Source organism: Nonomuraea sp. IBHARD001 (genome assembly GCF_056106265.1).
The window spans coordinates 2,507,234-2,525,005 of record NZ_JBWBBW010000002.1 but is presented as its reverse complement, the minus strand read 5'-3'; the positions used below and the strand labels follow the sequence as shown (position 1 = coordinate 2,525,005).

The 17,772-nt window shown below is 72.1% G+C and carries 13 protein-coding genes; 8 read left to right on the top strand and 5 right to left on the bottom strand.

Going from position 1 to position 17,772, the window contains the following annotated elements:
* Positions 1 to 208: 208 nt before the first annotated feature.
* The 4 genes from ACTWNK_RS13710 to ACTWNK_RS13695 all read left to right on the top strand — a co-directional run bounded on the left by ACTWNK_RS13710 (position 209) and on the right by ACTWNK_RS13695 (position 7,549).
* Complete coding sequence (locus tag ACTWNK_RS13710; RefSeq protein WP_474304308.1) at positions 209 to 2,155, top strand: sensor histidine kinase; 1,947 nt, start codon at positions 209 to 211, stop codon at positions 2,153 to 2,155.
* Positions 2,156 to 2,266: 111 nt separating this feature from the next.
* Positions 2,267 to 3,709, top strand: coding sequence for a BTAD domain-containing putative transcriptional regulator (locus tag ACTWNK_RS13705; protein WP_474304307.1), 1,443 nt, complete (start codon positions 2,267 to 2,269; stop codon positions 3,707 to 3,709).
* Positions 3,706 to 5,718, top strand: a complete 2,013-nt coding sequence (locus ACTWNK_RS13700; RefSeq protein WP_474304306.1) for a sensor histidine kinase — start codon at positions 3,706 to 3,708, stop codon at positions 5,716 to 5,718. The genes ACTWNK_RS13705 and ACTWNK_RS13700 overlap by 4 nt, the downstream gene beginning before the upstream one ends.
* A 58-nt stretch (positions 5,719 to 5,776) precedes the next feature.
* Positions 5,777 to 7,549 (top strand): NAD+ synthase, encoded by a 1,773-nt coding sequence (locus ACTWNK_RS13695; protein WP_474304305.1) that lies wholly within the window; start codon positions 5,777 to 5,779, stop codon positions 7,547 to 7,549.
* On the opposite strand, the gene ACTWNK_RS13690 is transcribed toward ACTWNK_RS13695, so the two are convergent.
* From ACTWNK_RS13690 to ACTWNK_RS13680, 3 genes are all read right to left on the bottom strand, one after another.
* On the bottom strand, positions 7,544 to 8,185 hold the full coding sequence (locus tag ACTWNK_RS13690; RefSeq protein WP_474304304.1) for a TetR/AcrR family transcriptional regulator: 642 nt from the start codon (positions 8,183 to 8,185) through the stop codon (positions 7,544 to 7,546). The two genes, ACTWNK_RS13695 and ACTWNK_RS13690, sit on opposite strands and share 6 nt — an antisense overlap.
* A gap of 7 nt (positions 8,186 to 8,192) precedes the next feature.
* Positions 8,193 to 9,698, bottom strand: coding sequence for an MFS transporter (locus tag ACTWNK_RS13685; protein WP_474304303.1), 1,506 nt, complete (start codon positions 9,696 to 9,698; stop codon positions 8,193 to 8,195).
* A 169-nt stretch (positions 9,699 to 9,867) separates the two neighbouring features.
* On the bottom strand, positions 9,868 to 11,064 hold the full coding sequence (locus ACTWNK_RS13680) for an MFS transporter (RefSeq protein ID WP_474304302.1): 1,197 nt from the start codon (positions 11,062 to 11,064) through the stop codon (positions 9,868 to 9,870).
* Positions 11,065 to 11,227: 163 nt separating this feature from the next.
* Between ACTWNK_RS13680 and panB the strand changes: the two genes are divergently transcribed.
* Positions 11,228 to 12,091, top strand: coding sequence for a 3-methyl-2-oxobutanoate hydroxymethyltransferase (gene panB, locus ACTWNK_RS13675; RefSeq protein WP_474304301.1), 864 nt, complete (start codon positions 11,228 to 11,230; stop codon positions 12,089 to 12,091).
* Positions 12,092 to 12,225: 134 nt separating this feature from the next.
* Here panB and ACTWNK_RS13670 read toward each other — a convergent pair whose 3' ends face one another.
* Both ACTWNK_RS13670 and ACTWNK_RS13665 read right to left on the bottom strand, forming a co-directional pair.
* Positions 12,226 to 13,143, bottom strand: coding sequence for a threonine/serine dehydratase (locus tag ACTWNK_RS13670; RefSeq protein ID WP_474304300.1), 918 nt, complete (start codon positions 13,141 to 13,143; stop codon positions 12,226 to 12,228).
* Positions 13,144 to 13,211: 68 nt separating this feature from the next.
* Entirely contained in the window at positions 13,212 to 14,384 is a 1,173-nt protein-coding gene (locus ACTWNK_RS13665; RefSeq protein ID WP_474304299.1) for a trans-sulfuration enzyme family protein, read from the bottom strand.
* 59 nt (positions 14,385 to 14,443) lie between these two features.
* Here ACTWNK_RS13665 and ACTWNK_RS13660 point away from each other — a divergent pair, with 59 nt between their 5' ends.
* The 3 genes from ACTWNK_RS13660 to ACTWNK_RS13650 all read left to right on the top strand — a co-directional run bounded on the left by ACTWNK_RS13660 (position 14,444) and on the right by ACTWNK_RS13650 (position 17,752).
* Positions 14,444 to 15,856, top strand: a complete 1,413-nt coding sequence (locus ACTWNK_RS13660) for an aminotransferase-like domain-containing protein (RefSeq protein WP_474304298.1) — start codon at positions 14,444 to 14,446, stop codon at positions 15,854 to 15,856.
* 147 nt (positions 15,857 to 16,003) lie between these two features.
* The gene (locus tag ACTWNK_RS13655) at positions 16,004 to 16,885 is read left to right on the top strand and encodes an ABC transporter ATP-binding protein (protein ID WP_474304297.1); all 882 of its coding nucleotides are present in this window, start codon (positions 16,004 to 16,006) and stop codon (positions 16,883 to 16,885) included.
* Between the two features lie 141 nt (positions 16,886 to 17,026).
* Positions 17,027 to 17,752: an ABC transporter permease gene (locus tag ACTWNK_RS13650; RefSeq protein WP_474304296.1), complete on the top strand. Its 726-nt coding sequence runs from the start codon at positions 17,027 to 17,029 to the stop codon at positions 17,750 to 17,752.
* Positions 17,753 to 17,772: the final 20 nt, after the last annotated feature.

Below are 17,772 nucleotides of genomic sequence, written 5' to 3'. Positions count from 1 at the left end.
GGGCCTTGGATTGCTCTTGCATCTGACTGCGGGTCAAGGCCCGCGCACAGCCTCACCCGGCACACGGGATACGCCAACCCCACCGGCCATCAGATGGAACGCGTGCCGCCCTGGAGCAGCCGTGTTGAACCGGTGTTGATCCGACATTGGCTCATTCCCGATATCTTCCCCGCATCCCGGTACGACCCGGGATGGGAGAGGACGGACCATGCGCGGGGCCGCACGCGCGGGTGTGGTCGCCGTGGCCACGCTCGCCGTGGTCATGGTGGCCGCCGCCATCGCGGCGCGCTACGCGCTGCCCGCATCGGCCAGGGTCAGGCAGAGCGTGCTGACCGGCGACGACGTCGTGGGCGTGGCCTACCCGGTGCTGGGCGCGCTGCTCCTGCTGCGCAGGCCGGGACTGGTGGTCGGCAGGCTGATGGTCGCGGGCGGGCTGGCCACGGCCGTGCTCGGCCCCGCGCAGGCGGCGTTCGAGTGGCTGGCCTGGCAGCAGAACCACGCGCCGATCCACTACGTCCTATATGTCATCTCCGGCGTCGGGGCGGTGTCGATCGTGCTGGTCGACCTGCTGCTGCCGCTGACCTATCCCGAAGGGCGGCTGCCCTCGCGCCGCTGGCGGCCCGTCGCCGTGCTCGTCGTCGTGGTGACACTGGCATGGGCCTTCGCCTTCATCACGCGCACGACGACTCCGGCGTCGAGGTTCGGGCCGAACCCGCTGGAGGTGGCGTGGACGGCTCCGCTGATGGACTTCCTGACGACCCTGCCCTTCGACCTCGGCCGCGCCGCCGAGGCGCTGTGCCTGCTGTCGCTGCTGGTCAGATTCAGGGGCGCGGACGCCGTACGCCGACGCCAGATCGCCTGGCTGCTGTACGCGGTGGGCGCCAACTGGCTGGTCGAGCTGTGGGCGCCGTACTCGCCGCTGGCCCTGGTGACGAGTGCGGCCGTGCCGGTGGCGATCGCGTTCGCGGTGACGCGTTACCGGCTCTTCGGGATCGACACGCTGGTCAGCAGGACGGTGATCGCCGCGGCCGTGCTCGCCCTGCTGAGCGCGGTGTACGTGGGGGCTTCGGCGCTGGCCGGGGTCTTCCTCGCCGACCGGTACGAGCTGGCCGGGCTGGCCGTCGCGCTCGCCGCCGGGGCGTTGCTGCAGCCGATGCGGCGCCGGCTCAGGCGGCTGCTCGACCGCGTGTTCTACGGGCCGAGCGGCGATCTGGCCCTGCTGGAGCGACGGCTGACCGCGGCCGTGCACTCGGCCGATCCGGCGCGGGCGCTGGCCCAGGCGGTGAAGCTGGCGCGCGGCTGGCTCGCGGTCGAGGGCGTCGCCGTCGAGGTCGAGGGGGCCAGGCCGCTGCGTGTCACCGACGGCACGCTCGACGTCTCGGGCGGGCCCGACCATCGCGTGCGCAGGGTGGCGCTGGTCTGGCACGGCGAGCCGGTCGGCGCCCTGCTGACCGGGCCTCCGCTCGCGCGCTCCTTCCCCTCGGCCAGGGCCGAGCGCGTGCTGACGATGCTGCTGCCGTACGTGGCCGACCTGGCGCACGCGGTGCGGCTGAGCACCGACCTGCAGCGCTCGCGGGAGCGGGCGCTGAGCCTGCGCGAGGAGGAGAGGCGGCGGCTGCGGCGCGACCTCAACGACGGGCTCGGCCAGTCCATCGACGGGATGGCCTCCTCGATCGCCGCCGCGCGGGACACGATGTGGGACGCGCCCGACGCGGCCGAACGGCTCCTGGGCGAGCTGCGCGCCGGCATGGACACGGTGACGGCCCAGATCAGGCAGCTCGTGCACGGCCTGCGCCCGCCGGTGCTCGACGCGCTCGGCCTCGCGGGCGCGATCGGCGACCTGGCCGGGCCCGGCGTGCGGGTCGAGATCGCCGGGGAGCTGGGCGAGCTGCCCGCCGCCGTCGAGGTGGCCGCCTACCGGATCGTGCAGGACGTGCTCGCCGGCGCCTCCGGCCGGGTGCGGGTCCGCCTGGAGCGCCGCGAGGTGCTGGTCGTCGAGGTACGCCACGACGGCGAGGGGCACAGGCCCGGCCTGGTGACCGCACGCGAACGCGCCGCCGAGGTGGGCGGGCGCTGCGTTTCCTCGACCGAGGGCGCGACCAGGGTCGAGGCCGTTCTCCCCGTGGAGAGCGTGACGCCGGAGGCCGCCCGATGAGGGAAACCGGTGTGGTGCGCCACGCCTCTAAGATTTCTGCCAACACGACGGGAATGATGGTGAATGTCGCCATATGACGGAGGGGCGAACCCCTCTACGCTTACGCCTGCGATGGTGACTTTCAGTGCGCTCGGACCGTTCCAGGCCTGCCATGACGGCGTGCCGATCGATCTCGGCGGTCAGCGGCAGATGGCGGTGCTCGCCCGGCTCCTCGTGGCCAGGGGCAGGGCCGTCCCGGTCAGCATGCTCATCGACGAACTCTGGCCCGGTGAGCCGCCCGCACAGGCGCTGTCCACCATCCAGGGTTACGTCTCCAGGCTGCGCAGGGCGCTGGAGCCGGGCCGGGCGCCGAGGGAGGAGGCCGAGGTGCTGGTCTCGGCCCCGCCGGGCTACGCGCTGCGCACCGGGACCGAGCAGGTCGACAGCTGGCGGTTCGAGGCGCTGGTCAAGATCGACGGCGACGCCTCGGCGGTGTGGAGCGCCACCGACAGCGCGCTCGGGCTGTGGCGAGGACCGGCGCTGGCCGAGTTCGGCGACCTGGCCTGGGCCTCGACCGAGGCGGGCCGCCTGGAGGAGCTCCGGCTGGTCGCCGTCGAACGCAGGGCCGATGCGGGCCTGCGGCTGGGCAGGTCGGCCGCCCTGGTGCCCGACTTGGAGGCGCACGCCTCGGCGCACCCGCTGCGCGAGGAGGCCTGGCGGCTGCTCGCCCTGGCCCTGTACCGCACCGGCAGGCAGGGCGACGCGCTCGCCGCACTGCGCAAGGCCAGGCTGATCTGGCGCGACGAACTCGGCCTCGACCTGTCGGCGGCCCTGCAGCGCCTCGAAGGCGACATGCTCGCCCAGGCCGCGCACCTCGACCCCTCCCCGGCCCCCGCGCCGTCGAGCGCCGACCCCGGCAAACTGCGCGTGGTGGTCGCCGACGACCAGGCGCTCGTGCGCACCGGCCTGCGCGTGGTCCTCGACAGCGAGCCGGGCCTGGAACTCGTGGGCGAGGCGCGAGACGGCGAAGAGGCCATAGCGGTCGTCCGCGACACCCGGCCCGACCTGGTGCTCATGGACATCCAGATGCCGCGCCTCGACGGCCTGACGGCGGCCAGGCGGCTGCTGGCCGACACCGAGCCGCCGAAGGTGATCATGATGACCACGTTCGGCACCGACGAGAACCTCTATGCCGCACTGCGGGCGGGCGTGAGCGGTTTCGTGCTCAAGACATCGGCCCCCGAGCAGCTCATCGCCGCCATGCGGGCCGCCGCGGCCGGGGACGCGCTCATCGACCCCGCCGTCACCACCCGGCTCATCTCGGCCTTCGCCGGACGCCCTGACCCGGACGGGCCGCCCGCGCTCGCCGGGCTCGCCGACGCCCAGATCGACGTGCTCAAGCTGGTCGCACGCGGCCTGACCAACCGGCAGATCGCCCAGACGCTGGCCACCGGCGAACGCGCGGTCGCCGCCTCGATCGCCACCCTGCTGGAGCACCTCGGCCTGTTCGAACGCGCCCAACTCGTCGTCACCGCCTACGAGTGCGGCCTGGTCACCCCAGGCGACCGGGCATGACCAGGCGCGAGATCACGGCGGTGGCACTGGCCGCCGCCTCGGTCGCCATGGTGGTGACCGGCTCCGTGCTGCGGGCGATGCTGCCCGAGGCCTGGACGCCCGAGGAGCCGCCGTCGCCGCTGTTCGTGGCCGGGTTCGCCTTCCCGCTCATCGGCGCCTTCCTGGTCACGCACGGGGTGCGCAACCGGCTGCCGTGGCTGATGCTGATCGGCGGCTGCTTCGCCTCGCTCAACGTGTTCACCGAGCCGATCATGCTGAACCTGGCGGCATCGGGCGAGCTGGAGGCCGCCGGGCTGCTCAGGCACGTCCACCGCAAGGCGTGGGCGGTCGGCACCCTCATGCTGGCCGTGCTGATGCCGCTGTACTCGCCCAACGGGCGGCTGCCCTCGCGCCGCTGGCGACCGCTGGCCGTGGCCGCCGTGCTGCTGGCCACGATCGAGGCCGTGCGCTCGACGATCAGGCCCACCCCGTCCGGCGTCAACTATCCCTATCCCGTCGTCCTGCCCAACCCGCTGGCCGTCGAGGCGATGGCGCCCTACGACAAGGCCGTGCAGTACGGCATCGCGTACTCGCTCCAGGCGATGCTCGTGCTCGCCGTGCTCTCGCTCGGGCTGCGGGCCAAGGGCGCCGATCCGGTGCTGCGCCGTCAGATCGCCTGGCCGCTGACCGCGATGGCCGCCTACACGGTGACCCTGATCGCCGGGCCCGGCTACTGGGTGGCGGGGCTGGTCGCGACCGCGCTCATCCCGCTGGCGATGGCGGTGGCGATGCTGAGGTACCGGCTGTTCGACATCGACACGCTGATCAGCAGGGCGCTCATCGCCGCGGGCGTGCTGGTCGTCGTCGGCGCGGTGTACTTCGGCGCCGGGGCCGCGGCGAGCATGCTGCTGTCCGGCTACGACCGCCTGGCCGGCCTGGCCGCCGCCCTCGTCGCCGGCGCGTTCTTCAACCCGCTGCGCATCCGCCTGCGCCGCCTGGTCGACACCCTCATGTACGGCCCGCACGGCGACCCCCGGGTACTGGCCAGACGCCTGGCGAGCGAGGTGCGCGAGGGCGAGCCCGCCAACGCGCTGGCCGCCGTGGCCGCCGTCACCCGCGAGGGGCTCGGCGTGCGCGGCCTGGTCGTCGAGGTGGGCGCACCGGCCAGGACGGACGAGCGCGACCAGCGTGAGGAGGACCAGGCCAGACCGGAACGCAGGGTCGAGGTCGGCTCGCTGGAGGTGCCCGAGAAGGTCGTCGCGCTGGTCTGGCACGGCGAGCCGGTCGGCAGGGTGCTGCTCGGGCCGCAGGAGTCGCGCAGGTTCTCCGAGGCGCACTCCGGCAGGCTGCTGGCCTCCGCGCTGCCCTACATCGCCGACGTGGCGCATGCCGTACGGCTGGCGGCCGATCTGCAGCGTTCGCGTGAGCGCATCCTGACCGCGCGCGAGGAGGAGAGGCGGCGGCTGCGGCGCGACCTGCACGACGGGCTCGGGCAGGCGCTCGCCGGGATGGCCATGTCGCTCACCATCGCCAGGGTCAGCCTGCGCACCGCGCCGACCTCGGCCGACCGGCTGCTCGGCGACCTGCACACCGGCATGGACGGCGTGGCGCGTGAGATACGCGAACTCGTCTACGGCCTGCGCCCGCCCGCGCTGGACGACCTGGGGCTGGCGGGCGCGGTGCGGGCGCTGGCGGCGACCGGGCCTGGCGTGGTGAGCGTCGAGACCGGCGGCGACCTCGACGCCCTGCCCGCGGCGGTGGAGGTGGCCGCCTACCGGATCGTGCAGGAGGCGCTGACCAATGTCGCCAAACACGCCCGGGCGGGACGTACCCACATAACGCTGGCCGCCGAGGAGGGCGTGCTGCGGGTCGCGGTCGGCGACGACGGGGTGGGCGTGCCCGGCGGGCGGCGCAGCGGCGTCGGGTTCGCCTCGATGCGGGAACGGGCCGCCGAACTGGGCGGAACGTGTGCGATCACCGGCGGGGCCGAGGGCGGGACGCTGGTGGAGGCGCTGCTGCCGACGGGGTGACGCATCCCACTTATCGTCACATGGACGATAAAAAGCCCCGCGTACTAGGCTGGGTGACGTGGCACACCTGCGTATTGCCCTGGCACAGACCAATCCCGTCGTGGGCGACCTAGCCGCCAACGCCGGCAAGCTTGTCGAGTGGACCAGGAAGGCCGCCGAGCGCGGCGCACACCTGGCTGTCTTCACCGAGATGTTCCTGACCGGCTATCCGGTCGAGGACCTGGTGCTGCGCACGTCCTTCGTGGACGCCAGCATCGCCACGCTGAAGGCGGTCGCGGCCCGACTCGCCGACGAGGGGCTCGGCGAGCTGCCGGTGGTCGTCGGCTATGTCGACCGGGCCGACCTCGCCCCCCGTGTCGGCCTGCCCAAGGGCGCGCCCCTGGACGCCGCCGCCCTCCTGCACCGGGGCCGGGTCGTCACCCGTACGGCCAAGCACCACCTGCCCAACTACGGCGTGTTCGACGAGTACCGCTACTTCGTCAGGGGCGACCGGCTGCCGATCTTCCGGCTGCACGGCGTCGACATCGCCGTCGCCGTGTGCGAGGACCTCTGGCAGGAGGGCGGGCCGGTCGCGGTCGTCGGCAGGGCGGGAGCCGGGCTGCTGGTGGCGCCCAACGCCTCGCCGTACGAGCGGGGCAAGGACGACGCGCGGCTCGAACTGGTGGCCAGGAGGGCGCGTGAGGCCGGATGCGCGCTCGCCTACGTCAACCAGGTCGGCGGCCAGGACGAGCTGGTCTTCGACGGCGAGAGCATCGTGGTGGACGAGTCGGGCGAGCTGGTGGCCAGGGCCGCGCAGTTCGCCGAGGAGTTGCTCGTCGTCGACCTGGACCTGCCCGTCTCGACGGCCGAGCTGGGCGTGTTCCCGCACGACGCGGGCGACGGCACCACGATCACCGTCGAACGCCTGGAGCTGAGCGCCTCCCCCGTCGAGCCGTCGGCGCCCGAGCCGCCGCGGGTGGCCGACCGGCTGGGCGACACGGCCGAGGTGTACTCGGCGCTGGTGCTGGCCGTGCGCGACTACGCGGCCAAGAACGGCTTCGGCTCGGTCATACTCGGGCTATCCGGCGGCATCGACTCGGCGCTGACCGCGACGATCGCCGCCGACGCCATCGGGCCCGAGCGGGTGCACGTGGTGCTGATGCCCTCGCGCTACTCCTCCGAGCACTCCGTCGGCGACGCCGAGGAGCTGGTGCGCAGGCAGGGGCTCAACTCGCGCATCGTGCCGATCGCCGAGATCGTCAACGGCTTCGAGAAGGAGATCGAGCTGTCCGGCCTGGCCGCCGAGAACCTCCAGGCCAGGGTACGCGGCATGCTCCTCATGGGCCTGTCCAACGAGCACGGCCACCTCGTGCTCACCACGGGCAACAAGAGCGAGCTCGCGACCGGCTACTCCACCCTCTACGGCGACTCGGCCGGAGGGTTCGCCCCGATCAAGGACGTGCCCAAGACGATGGTCTGGGAGCTGTCGCGCTGGCGCAACGCCCACAGCGACCCGTCGTTCCTGCTGACCGCCGAGCAGCCGATCCCGCCCAACTCCATCACCAAGGAGCCGAGCGCCGAGCTGCGTCCCGACCAGCGCGACACCGACTCGCTGCCGCCGTACGAGGTGCTCGACCGACTGCTCGACGACTATGTCGAGAAGGACATGGGCTCGGCCGAGCTCATCGCGGCCGGGCACGACGCCGCGCTGGTGGCGCGGATCATCAGGCTGGTCGACCTGGCGGAGTACAAGCGCAGGCAGTATCCGCCGGGTCCGAAGATCACGCCGAAGAACTTCGGCAGGGACAGGCGCCTGCCCATCACCAACCGGTGGCGCGAGACCTCGCTATGAGCGGGGGCTCAGGCCCTGCAACGCGTGGTCGACCAGCCGCTCGGCGAGCGCGGGCCCGGCGTCGGGCCCGTGCGTCTTGAGGTAGAACATCATGGTCCCGGCCAGCAGGGCCTGGGCGATGTCGTAGTCGAGGTCGGCGCGCAGCTCGCCGCTCTCGACGCCGCGCCGCAGCAGCTCCAGCGTGGCCTGCCTGCGCGGCTCGATCGTGGCCTTCCGCACCCGTTCGACCAGGCGTGGATAGCGGTCGAGCTCGTGCAGGGTCAGGTTCATGATGCAGCGCTGACGGGGGTCACCCGCCTCGACCCGCATGAAGTCGAGGTAGGTGACCAGGTCGTCGCGCAACGACTCACCCTTCACCGGCGGCAGTGGGGCCTTGAGCGTGACCATGGCGTCGACGACGAGGTCCTCCTTGTTGGACCAGCGCCGGTAGATGGTCGTCTTGCCGACCCCCGCCCTGGCCGCGATCGCCTCGATCGACAGCTCGGTGAACCCGATGCCCTCGCCGATCAGGTCGATCGTGGCATCGATGATCGCCTTCTCGGCCCGCTCGCTGCGGGGCCGCCCCGCGGGCCTCGGCGCCCCGTCCTGCGCGCCGTGGCGTGCGGGGCTCCGCCGTGCCGGTGTCTGCTGAGTCATAGCGCGTTCACACTACCGCCGGTTCCTTGTCCTGAACCTGCTGCACGAGCGGCGTCTTGCCCGGCATCCACTTGGCGACCACGAACACACCGGCCAGTGCGATCACGGCCGAGACGATCGCCGAGACGTGCATGCCGTGGATGAAGGCGTCGTGCGAGGGCTGGATCAGCGCCTTGCCCTGTGCGCCGAGCTGCTCGATGAGCGCGGTGGTGGCCACGATGGACTCGCCCGCGCGGTGCTGGACGTCGGCGGGCAGTGCGGCCAGCGCGGGTGCGATCTCCTCGCGGTAGCTGGCCGACAGCACCGAGCCGAGCACGGCCACGCCGAGCGCGCCCGCGACCTGCCTGACCGTGTTGCTCATCGCCGAGCCGACGCCCGCCTTCTCCCTGGGCAGCGCCTCCATGATGGCCGTCGTCGCCGGGGGCATGATGTTGGCCATCGCGGCGCCCTGGACGAAGAAGACGACCTCGATGAGCAGGATCGGCGTGCCGGCGTCCATGAACGCGTAGCTGGCCAGTGCCAGGGTGACGAAGACCAGGCTGACCGTGCCGACGAGCTTGGCGCCGAAGCGCTCGGTGACGCGCTGGCTGAGCGGCGCGAAGATGAGCTGGGCGGCGGCGAACGGGATCATCAGCGCTCCGGCCTGCAGCGCCGAGTAGCCCAGCACGATCTGCAGGTAGAACACCAGGAAGAACATCCCGCCCATCATCGCGAAGAAGACGATGCCCATCATGCCGATGGCCGAGGAGAAGCGGACGTTCTTGAAGTTGGACACGTCGAAGGCGGGGTGGTCGATGCGCCGCTCCCACCAGACGAACACGCCGAGCACGACGAGGCCGAGCACCGCCGGGATCAGCGCCTCCGCACTGGTCACGGTGCCGAGCTCGCCCATCCTGATGATGCCGTAGGTCACCGCGATCATGCCGATCACCGACAGCACCACGCCGACCGGGTCGAGCTTGGAGGGCCTCGGGTCACGCGACTCGGGCACGAGCAGGCCGATGAGCACCAGGCTGATCGCCACGATCGGCACGTTGATCAGGAAGACCGAGCCCCACCAGAAGTGCTCGATCAGCAGGCCGCCGGTGATCGGGCCGATCGCCACCGCGATGCCGACACCGCCCGCCCACACGCCGATCGCCTTGCCGCGCTCCTGCGGCGGGAAGACGTTGGAGATGATGGCCAGCGTGGCCGGCATGATCGCCGCACCGCCGATGCCCATGAACGCCCTGGCCACGATGAGCTGCATCGGGTCCTGGGCATAGGCGCTGGCCAGCGAGGCCAGGCCGAACATCAGCATGCCGATGAACAGCATGCGCTTACGGCCGGTCCTGTCACCGATGACACCGAAGGTGAACAGCAGTCCGGCGAACACGAGCGTGTAGGAGTTGATGGCCCACTCCAGCTCGCTCTGGGTGGCTCCGAGCCCTTGTATGGGATCTGCGATGGTCTTGAGTGCGACATTCAGGATGGTGTTGTCCAGCACGACGGCCAGGAGGCTGAAGACCAGCACACCCAGGATTCCCCATCGGCGCGGGTGGCCTGTCTGCTGGTCAAACGCCGGCACGCTTGTCATGTCCCCGTCCCCAGTTTCGATACGGTAGTGTTTCGCTACGCGACCGTATCGTAGTGCATTCCGATACGCAACCGTTTCGTTTCGTAAACTCGGGACCCCAGGCGCGTCAGCCGGTCAGGACGGGCGCCTGCCGCTGCCCGGCCTGCGGGGATCGGCGCCAGAACGGCACGGCGAGCAGGACGAGCGACAGCCCGACCAGCCCGGTCACCACGAACGCCCAGCCGGGGCCGTGCCCGTCGATGATCGAACCCGCGATCGGTCCCGCGCCCGCCACGCCGATCGTCAGCGCGGTGCCGTGCAGGCCCATCGCCTCGCCCCTGGCGCTGGCCGGGGTGCTCTGCGAGACGGCGTCGACCGTGGCGGCCAGCGCGGGCGCGCACAGCAGTCCGGCCGGGATCAGCGCCAGGCACAACCACCACCAGCTCAGCCCGGCCGCCTGGACCAGGCCGAGCGGCGCGGTCAGCGCGCACAGCCCGGCGATCATGACGAGCGGCGAGATCGGGCGTGACAGCCCGCCGTACACGAAGCCGCCGATCAGGGAGTAGAAGCACCACAGGCCCACGACCAGCCAGGTCCAGCCCATGGCGTGGCTCTTGGTCAGGGTGGCGACCAGGGAGAGCTCGGTCGCGGTCAGCACCAGCGTCAGCGCCGAGACCGTGCCGAGCAGGGTCAGCAGCCTCGGCTTGAGCCACTGGCGGCGCGGCACGCGCTCCATCGCGGCCTCGGCCTCGGTGCGGGTCGGCGGGTTGAACCAGATGAGCGCGAGACCCGAGCAGACCAGGCCGACGCCCACGATGTACATGGTCGTGGCGGCGCCCAGCGCGGTCACACCGCCGACGGCCAGGGCCGGGCCGAAGATGTAGGACAGCTCGACGGCCATCGAGTCGAGCGCGAACCCGGTCTTGCGCTGCTCGACCGGCACGATCGCGGCCACGCACTGACGGATGACGCCGAAGACCGGCAGGTTGAGCAGCCCGCCCAGGAAGGCCGCGGGCAGCAGCGCGAGGTACGGCAGCGTGGGCGCGGCCATCCAGAAGACGAACTGCGCGGCGGCGCACACCGCCAGGACCGGGCGCAGCCCCTTGGCGTCGATGAACCTTCCGGCGACGGGCCCGCCGACCGCCATGCCCACCGTCAGCACGCCCGAGACCACACCGGCCTGGAAGAATCCGAGCGTGGGCCCCAGGTACAGGGTCAGCGTCAGACCGGCCGCGCAGTACGGAACTCGGGCGATCATGCCGACGACGATGAGCATCGTGAAGCCGGGCAGGGCGAACAGCCGTTTGTAAGGTTCGAATGCCATTTTATTGCTTACCTCCGGCCCTATTGTGACGGGCGGCCCCCGGAGCTCCGCCACCGGATTACCGGTGGACCCAAGGGTGTTGAACAACAGGCATGCGTGCCATCATCGGAAACGTCCGGGTACGCCACTGGGGCGCCTCGAGACTCATCTGGAGGGATGAACGATGTCCTCTTCCATCACCGGCTCCACCTCCCTGACCGGCTCGCCGACCGCCCTGTACGGCGGCAAGGCCGGGCGCAGGGTGACCGTGCGCGACATCGCGGCGGCCAAGGACCGCGGCGAGAAGTGGCCGATGGTCACCGCCTACGACGCCATGACCGCACGGGTTTTCGACGAGGCCGGAATCCCGGTCCTGCTCGTCGGCGACTCCGCCGCGATGGTCGTCTACGGCTACGACTCCACGCTTCCCGTCTCCGTCGACGACCTGCTGCCGCTGACCGCGGCCGTCGTGCGGGGCTCGTCCAGGGCCCTGGTCGTCGCCGACCTGCCGTTCGGGTCCTACCAGGCCTCACCGGCGCAGGCGCTGGAGTCGGCCACGCGCTTCATGAAGGAGGCCGGGGCGCATGCCGTCAAGCTCGAAGGCGGGCGCAGGGTGCTGGCCCAGGTCGAGCTGCTGGTCTCGGCCGGCATCCCGGTCATGGCCCACCTCGGCCTGACCCCGCAGTCGGTCAACGCCTTCGGCGGCTACCGCGTCCAGGGCAGGGGCCAGTCGGGCGACGAGCTCATGGCCGACGCCAAGGACCTGGAGCAGGCGGGCGCGTTCGCCGTGGTGCTCGAATGCGTACCGACGGACCTGGCCGAGCGCGTCACCACGTCGCTGTCCATCCCGACGATCGGCATCGGCGCCGGGCCCGCGACCGACGCCCAGGTGCTGGTCTGGCAGGACCTCATGGGCCTGACCCCCGAGCCGGCCAAGTTCGTCAAGCAGTACTTCAACCTGGCCGACCAGATGGACCGCGCCGTCCGCACGTTCGCCGACGAGGTCGTGCACGGCGCCTTCCCCGCCCGCGAACACAGCTACACCTGATCCCGTACGACAGGCCCTGATCCCTTACGGCAAGCCCAGCCCTGCTCCCCTGTGAGCACGGGCTGGGCCCCATCGGTCGACGGCACTCCAGCAGGACTCCGGTCCCCACCAGACGTGCCACCGCCGTCAGGCCGTCACAGGGTCGCCGGATCGGTGTTGGCCCCGCACACCACGACGGCCACCCGCTCCCCCTCGCCGGGCACGTAACCGCCCGACAGCAGCGCCGCGTAGGCCGCCGCGCCCGAGTGCTCGACCGCGATCCTGCGACTGCCCCACAGCGCCTTCCTGGCCGTCACGATGGCCTCGTCCGACACCAGGACGCCGGACACGCCGTAGTCGGCGGCGATCCGGTAGGCCGTGGCGCCGACCCTGCTGGCGCCCAGCGCGTCGGCTGCCACACCGCTCACACCCACGGTGACCGGCCCGCCCTCGGCCAGCGCCTGATGCAGTGTGGGAATGCGTTCCGGCTCGACGGCCACCAGCCTGGGCGGCGACGGCAGTGCGGCCAGGGCCAGGGCGACTCCCGCGATGAGGCCGCCGCCGCCGACGGCGACCAGGACGGTGTCGACGTCCGGCAGGTCGCGGGCCAGTTCCAGGCCGACCGTGCCCTGACCGGCGAGGACCTCGGGCTGGTCGTAGGCGTGCACGGACAGCGCGCCCGTCTCGGCGGCGCGTTTGGCCGCCGCGTCGGCCGCCTCGGCGTAGATGGCGCCGCGCTGGGTGATCTCGGCGCCGAGCGCGCGCAGGCCCGCGACCTTGACCGGGCTGGTCACGTCGGGCACGAAGATCTCCGCCCGCACGCCCAGCTCGCGCGCCGCGTAGGCGACGGCGAGGCCGTGGTTGCCGCCGCTGGCCGCGATGACCCCGGCGGCGGGCAGGTCGGCGGCCAGCATGCGGTTGAACGCGCCGCGCACCTTGAACGAGCCCGAGTGCTGCAGGCACTCCAGCTTCAGGTGCAGGGTGGGCGACAGCGAGAGCATCGGCGTGCGCAGCACCCTGCCTTCGAGTCGTCCGGCCGCGGCCAGCACCTGCTCGTACCCGACGTGTTCCACGACTTCGCCTGCCCCTCGCTGCTCTGCGGCGGGTCCGCCTCCTGCAGCCTGCCCCGGCCCGCCCCCGTTCACGCCAGAGCCTGGGTGAAGTCGGCCCACAGGTCCTCGACGTGCTCGATGCCGACCGCGACGCGTACCGTGCCCTCGTCGATGCCGTGCCTGGCCAGCTCCTCGCGCGAGAGCGACTTGTGGGACGTGGTGGCCGGATGCATGATCAGCGTCTCCACCCCGCCGAGCGAGGGCGCGAGCAGGGCCAGCCTGACCGCGCGCATGAACCGCTCCCCCGCCTCCAGCCCGCCCTTCAGGTCGAACGACAGCACCCCGCCGAACCCCGACAGCACCTTCAGCGCCACCTCGTGCGAAGGATGGGAGGCCAGACCCGGCCAGTGCACGGCGGCGACGGCGGGATGGGCGGCCAGCCTCTCGGCGAGCGTCGCGGCGTTGGCGCAGTGCCGCTCCATCCGCAGGTGCAGCGTCTGCAGCCCGCGCAACGTCAGCCAGGCGGCGAACGGGTCCGGCGTACTGCCCAGCAGGGTCGAATGGCCCCACACCTTGCGGTACAGGGCTTCGTCGGCGAAGACCGCGATGCCGCCCAGGACGTCGGTGTGGCCGGAGAGATACTTCGTGGTGGAGTGCACGACGATGTCGGCGCCGTGCTCGATGGGCCGGCACAGCAACGGCGAGGCGAACGTGTTGTCGACCACCGTGAGCACCCCGGCCTCGCCCGCCGCACGGCACATGGCGGGCAGGTCGGCGACCTGGGTGATCGGGTTGGCGATCGTCTCCAGGTAGAGCAGCCTGGTGGCGGGCGTGACGGCGGCGCGCACGGCGTCGGCGTCGTTCTCGGCGACGTAGGTGACGGTGACGCCGTTGCGGGCGACCAGGTCGTTGATGGAGGCCGCGGTCCCGCCGTACAGGGCCTTCTGGGCGATGAGGTGGTCGCCGGGCTTGAGCAGGGCGAGCAGGACGGTGTTGACGGCGCCCATGCCCGAACCGGTGGCGAACGCCGCGACGCCGCCTTCGAGGCCGGAGACGGCCTGCTCCAGCGACCTGACGGTCGGGTTGGAGTAGCGCCCGTAGACGAAGGGGCCGTTCGGGTCGCTCAGTCCTTCGGCGAGGAGGGCCGGATCGTCGACCACGAAGCCGGACGTCTGGTACAGCGGCACGGTGATCGGGCGGCTGTCCGTGGGCACGGGCTGGGGGAGGTGAACGGTTCTGGTCTCCGGACGAAGTTCAGTCATAAGTCCAGAATGTCGACTATCGACCAACTTTGTCAGATCCAATCAGGCAGAATTGGCCCATGGATAGGGCCAATCTCATCGATCTGCTCGGCCGCTGGGCCTCCGGACGCGGTCCGCTGTACCTGCTGCTGGCCGGACGGCTGCGCACGCTGATCGACGACGGCCTGCTGCCACCCCTCGCCGCCCTGCCGCCCGAACGCGAGCTGGCCAGACGCCTGGCGGTCAGCAGGGGCACGGTGGTGGCCGCATACGACCTGCTCCAGCAGGAGGCCCGCGTGGTACGGCGCCGCGGCAGCGGCACCACGGTCGCGGCGGCCGACCTGCCCGCCACCCGGGGCCGGACGCCCGGCAACACGCTGCTCGCCCATCTGACCGACCCGCCCGACGGCGTGACGCTGCTGACCTGCGCCGCACCGCACACGCCGCCTCCCGTGCTGATCGAGGCCTACCGCGAGGCCGTGGAGCGGGTCGCGCGGATCAGGCACGACATCGGCTACCACCCGGCCGGACACCCGGTGCTGCGCGACGCCGTCGCCCGCTACTACACCCGGCGCGGCCTGCGCACGACGGCGGCCGAGGTCATGGTCACCACGGGCGGGCAGCAGGCGCTGACCCTGCTCGCCTGGGTGCTGGTACGGCCCGGCGGCACGGTGCTGACCGAGAGCCCCACCTATCCGGGCGCCCTTGAGGTCTTCCGCGACGCGGCGGCCTCGGTGCGGGCCATGGGCGACCCGGCCAGGCTGCGGGAGCGGCCCGCGCTCGCCTACGTGGTGCCGACCGCGAGCAACCCGACCGGCTCGATCATGGGCATGCCCGAACGCCGCCGCCTGGCCAGGCTCGCCGCCGAGCACGACGTGCCGATCGTCGACGACGAGGTCGCGGCCGAGCTGACCTTCGCCCAGGAGGCGCCGCCGCCGCTGGCCGCCTGCGGGAACGGCGAGCAGCTCCTCACGCTCTCCTCGCTCAGCAAGCTCACCTGGGGCGGCCTGCGGGTGGGCTGGGTCAGGGCCGCGCCCGCCCTGGTCACCAGGCTCGCCAGGCAGCGCGCCGTCCACGACCTCGGCGGCGACGTCCTGGCCCAGTTCGCAGCCGCCGCCCTGCTGGAGCGCCTCGACGAGGTACGCGCCGCCTACGTGCCCCACCTGCGCGCCCGGCACGACCACCTGTGCGCCCTGCTGCGCACCGCCCTGCCCTCGTGGTCGTTCGAGCCCGCGCTCGGCGGCCAGACCCTGTGGGTACGGCTGCCGCACGGCGACGCCGAGTCGTTCGCCCAGGTGGCGCTGAGGCACGGCGTGGCGGTGCCGCCAGGGGGTTCGTTCGCCCCGGAGGGCGGGCACGGCGACCACGTGCGGCTGCACTTCGTCCTGGAGCCCGGGGAGCTCGGCCCGGCGGTCGAGGGGCTGGCGGCGGCCTGGCACGCGTACGGCGGCGGCGGGGATCGCGTGGCCGTCAGGCGTCCACTGGTCGTGTGAACGGGGATGCGCTCCATATCCCGATGGACCTCGCATCTCGCCAAGCCCCGTAGCCCGCCAAGCCTCGTAGCCCGACGAGCGCCGTATCCCGACAAGTCGTGAATTCCTCACTGCCGTTCCCCCGCTCTCCCGCGAAGAATCGTCGATGTGAAGAAGACGATCGAGGTCAGCGGGCTGAGCAAGAGCTACGGCGACTACCCCGCGGTGAAGGACATATCGTTCGGCGTCGAGGCCGGGGAGATCTTCGCCCTGCTCGGCCGCAACGGGGCGGGCAAGACCACGACGGTCGAGGTGCTCGCCGGGTTCCAGGCGCCGGACGCCGGACAGGTCAGGGTGCTCGGGCTGGACCCCTCGGCCGAGCGCGCGGCCGTACGCAGGCGCACCGGCATCATGCTGCAGGAGGCCGGGTTCTTCGCCGAGCTGACCGTGGCCCAGACCGTGCGCGCCTGGCGCGACTTCACCGCCTCGCCCCGGCCCCTCGACGAGGCCCTGGAGCTGGCCGGGCTCGGCGAGAAGGGCGCGACCAAGGTACGTCAGCTGTCCGGCGGCGAGAAGCGCAGGCTCGACCTGGCGCTGGCCGTACTGGGCAGGCCCGAGGTGCTGTTCCTCGACGAGCCGACGACCGGGATGGACCCCGAGGCCAGGCAGCGGACGTGGGGCGTCGTGCGCGACCTCGCCGAGCGCGGCACCACCGTGCTGCTGACCACGCACTACCTGGAGGAGGCGCAACGCCTGGCGTCCAGTATGGCGATCATGGACAGGGGCGAGATCGTCGCCTCGGGCGGCATGGCCGAGACGCTGGCCGCACGCGGCGGCCGGGTGGCCTTCGAGCCTCCGGCCGGCGTCGGGGCATCGGAGGTGCCGGTGCCGGTGTCGCTGGAGGACGGGCTGTACGTGTGCCGCGCCGACGACCCCGACCTGGCGGCCCAGGCGCTGCTCAGCTGGGCGGCCGGCCGCGGCGTCAGGCTGACCGGCCTGGAGGTACGCGCCGCCACCCTGGAAGACCTGTTCCTCGACCTTTCCCGCTGAAACCCGCTGCCTTCTCCCGCTGAAACCTGTCGCGTTTCTCGGCCTCCCCGCTGAGTCCCGATGCCCTCCCCCACCTCCTCCCCCGCTGAAAGCCCGCCACCTCCCCCGGCAATGCCCGCCGTGTCGTCCTTGGAGTTCGTCATGAGTTTCGCCGCCACCTACAAGCTCAGCGCCCGCCTCTTCTGGCGGGACAAGGGCCTGCTCACCGGCTCGGTGCTGACACCGGTCGGGCTCGCGATCGGTATGCCGGTGCTGATGCGCAACGTGCAGGCCGACGGCGTCGCCGCCGCGACGGAGATCTTCTACGGGTCGGTCGGGCTGTTGCTGGCCATCACCGCGTTCATGAACATCGCGGTCGCCCTGTCCAGCCGCCGCGACCTGCTCGTGCTCAAGCGGCTGCGGACCACGCAGCTCACCGATCGGCAGATCCTGTTCGGCGAGGTGGCCAGCACGGTGAGCCAGACCGTGGGGCTGACCGTGCTCTGCCTGGTCCTGGTGCACTTCCTGGCCGACGTGCCCTTCCCGGCCTCGCCTCCGGCCTTCGCCGCCGTCGTGCTCGCCGGGGCCGTCGTGCTGGCCGTGCTCGGGGTGGCGTGGACGGCGGCGATTCCGCGTGCGGAGTTGTCGGCGGCGATGACGATGCCGGTGTTCCTGCTGGCGGGGCTCGGTTCGGGGGCGATGGGGCCGATCCTGTCGATGCTGCCGTCGTGGGTGGCGGCGCCGTTCGAGTGGCTGCCGACGACGGCCGCGGTGCGGCTGCTCAGTTCGCCGTTCGAGGTGCGGTACGTGCTGGTGCTGGCCGTTTGGGGAGTCGTCGGGGTGGTGGCGGTGCGGCTGTGGTTCCGGTGGGAGCCGCGCCGGTCCTGACCTGGGGGCCGTCGGTCATG

What these genes read in the sequence shown, in the direction of transcription:
- ACTWNK_RS13710 (WP_474304308.1), top strand. Translation starts at nt 209, where the DNA reads ATGCGCGGGGCCGCACGCGCGGGTGTGGTCGCCGTGGCCACGCTCGCC.
- ACTWNK_RS13705 (WP_474304307.1), top strand. Translation starts at nt 2,267, where the DNA reads ATGGTGACTTTCAGTGCGCTCGGACCGTTCCAGGCCTGCCATGACGGC.
- ACTWNK_RS13700 (WP_474304306.1), top strand. Translation starts at nt 3,706, where the DNA reads ATGACCAGGCGCGAGATCACGGCGGTGGCACTGGCCGCCGCCTCGGTC.
- ACTWNK_RS13690 (WP_474304304.1), bottom strand. Translation starts at nt 8,185, where the DNA reads ATGACTCAGCAGACACCGGCACGGCGGAGCCCCGCACGCCACGGCGCG.
- ACTWNK_RS13680 (WP_474304302.1), bottom strand. Translation starts at nt 11,064, where the DNA reads ATGGCATTCGAACCTTACAAACGGCTGTTCGCCCTGCCCGGCTTCACG.
- panB (WP_474304301.1), top strand. Translation starts at nt 11,228, where the DNA reads ATGTCCTCTTCCATCACCGGCTCCACCTCCCTGACCGGCTCGCCGACC.
- ACTWNK_RS13665 (WP_474304299.1), bottom strand. Translation starts at nt 14,384, where the DNA reads ATGACTGAACTTCGTCCGGAGACCAGAACCGTTCACCTCCCCCAGCCC.
- ACTWNK_RS13660 (WP_474304298.1), top strand. Translation starts at nt 14,444, where the DNA reads ATGGATAGGGCCAATCTCATCGATCTGCTCGGCCGCTGGGCCTCCGGA.
- ACTWNK_RS13650 (WP_474304296.1), top strand. Translation starts at nt 17,027, where the DNA reads ATGAGTTTCGCCGCCACCTACAAGCTCAGCGCCCGCCTCTTCTGGCGG.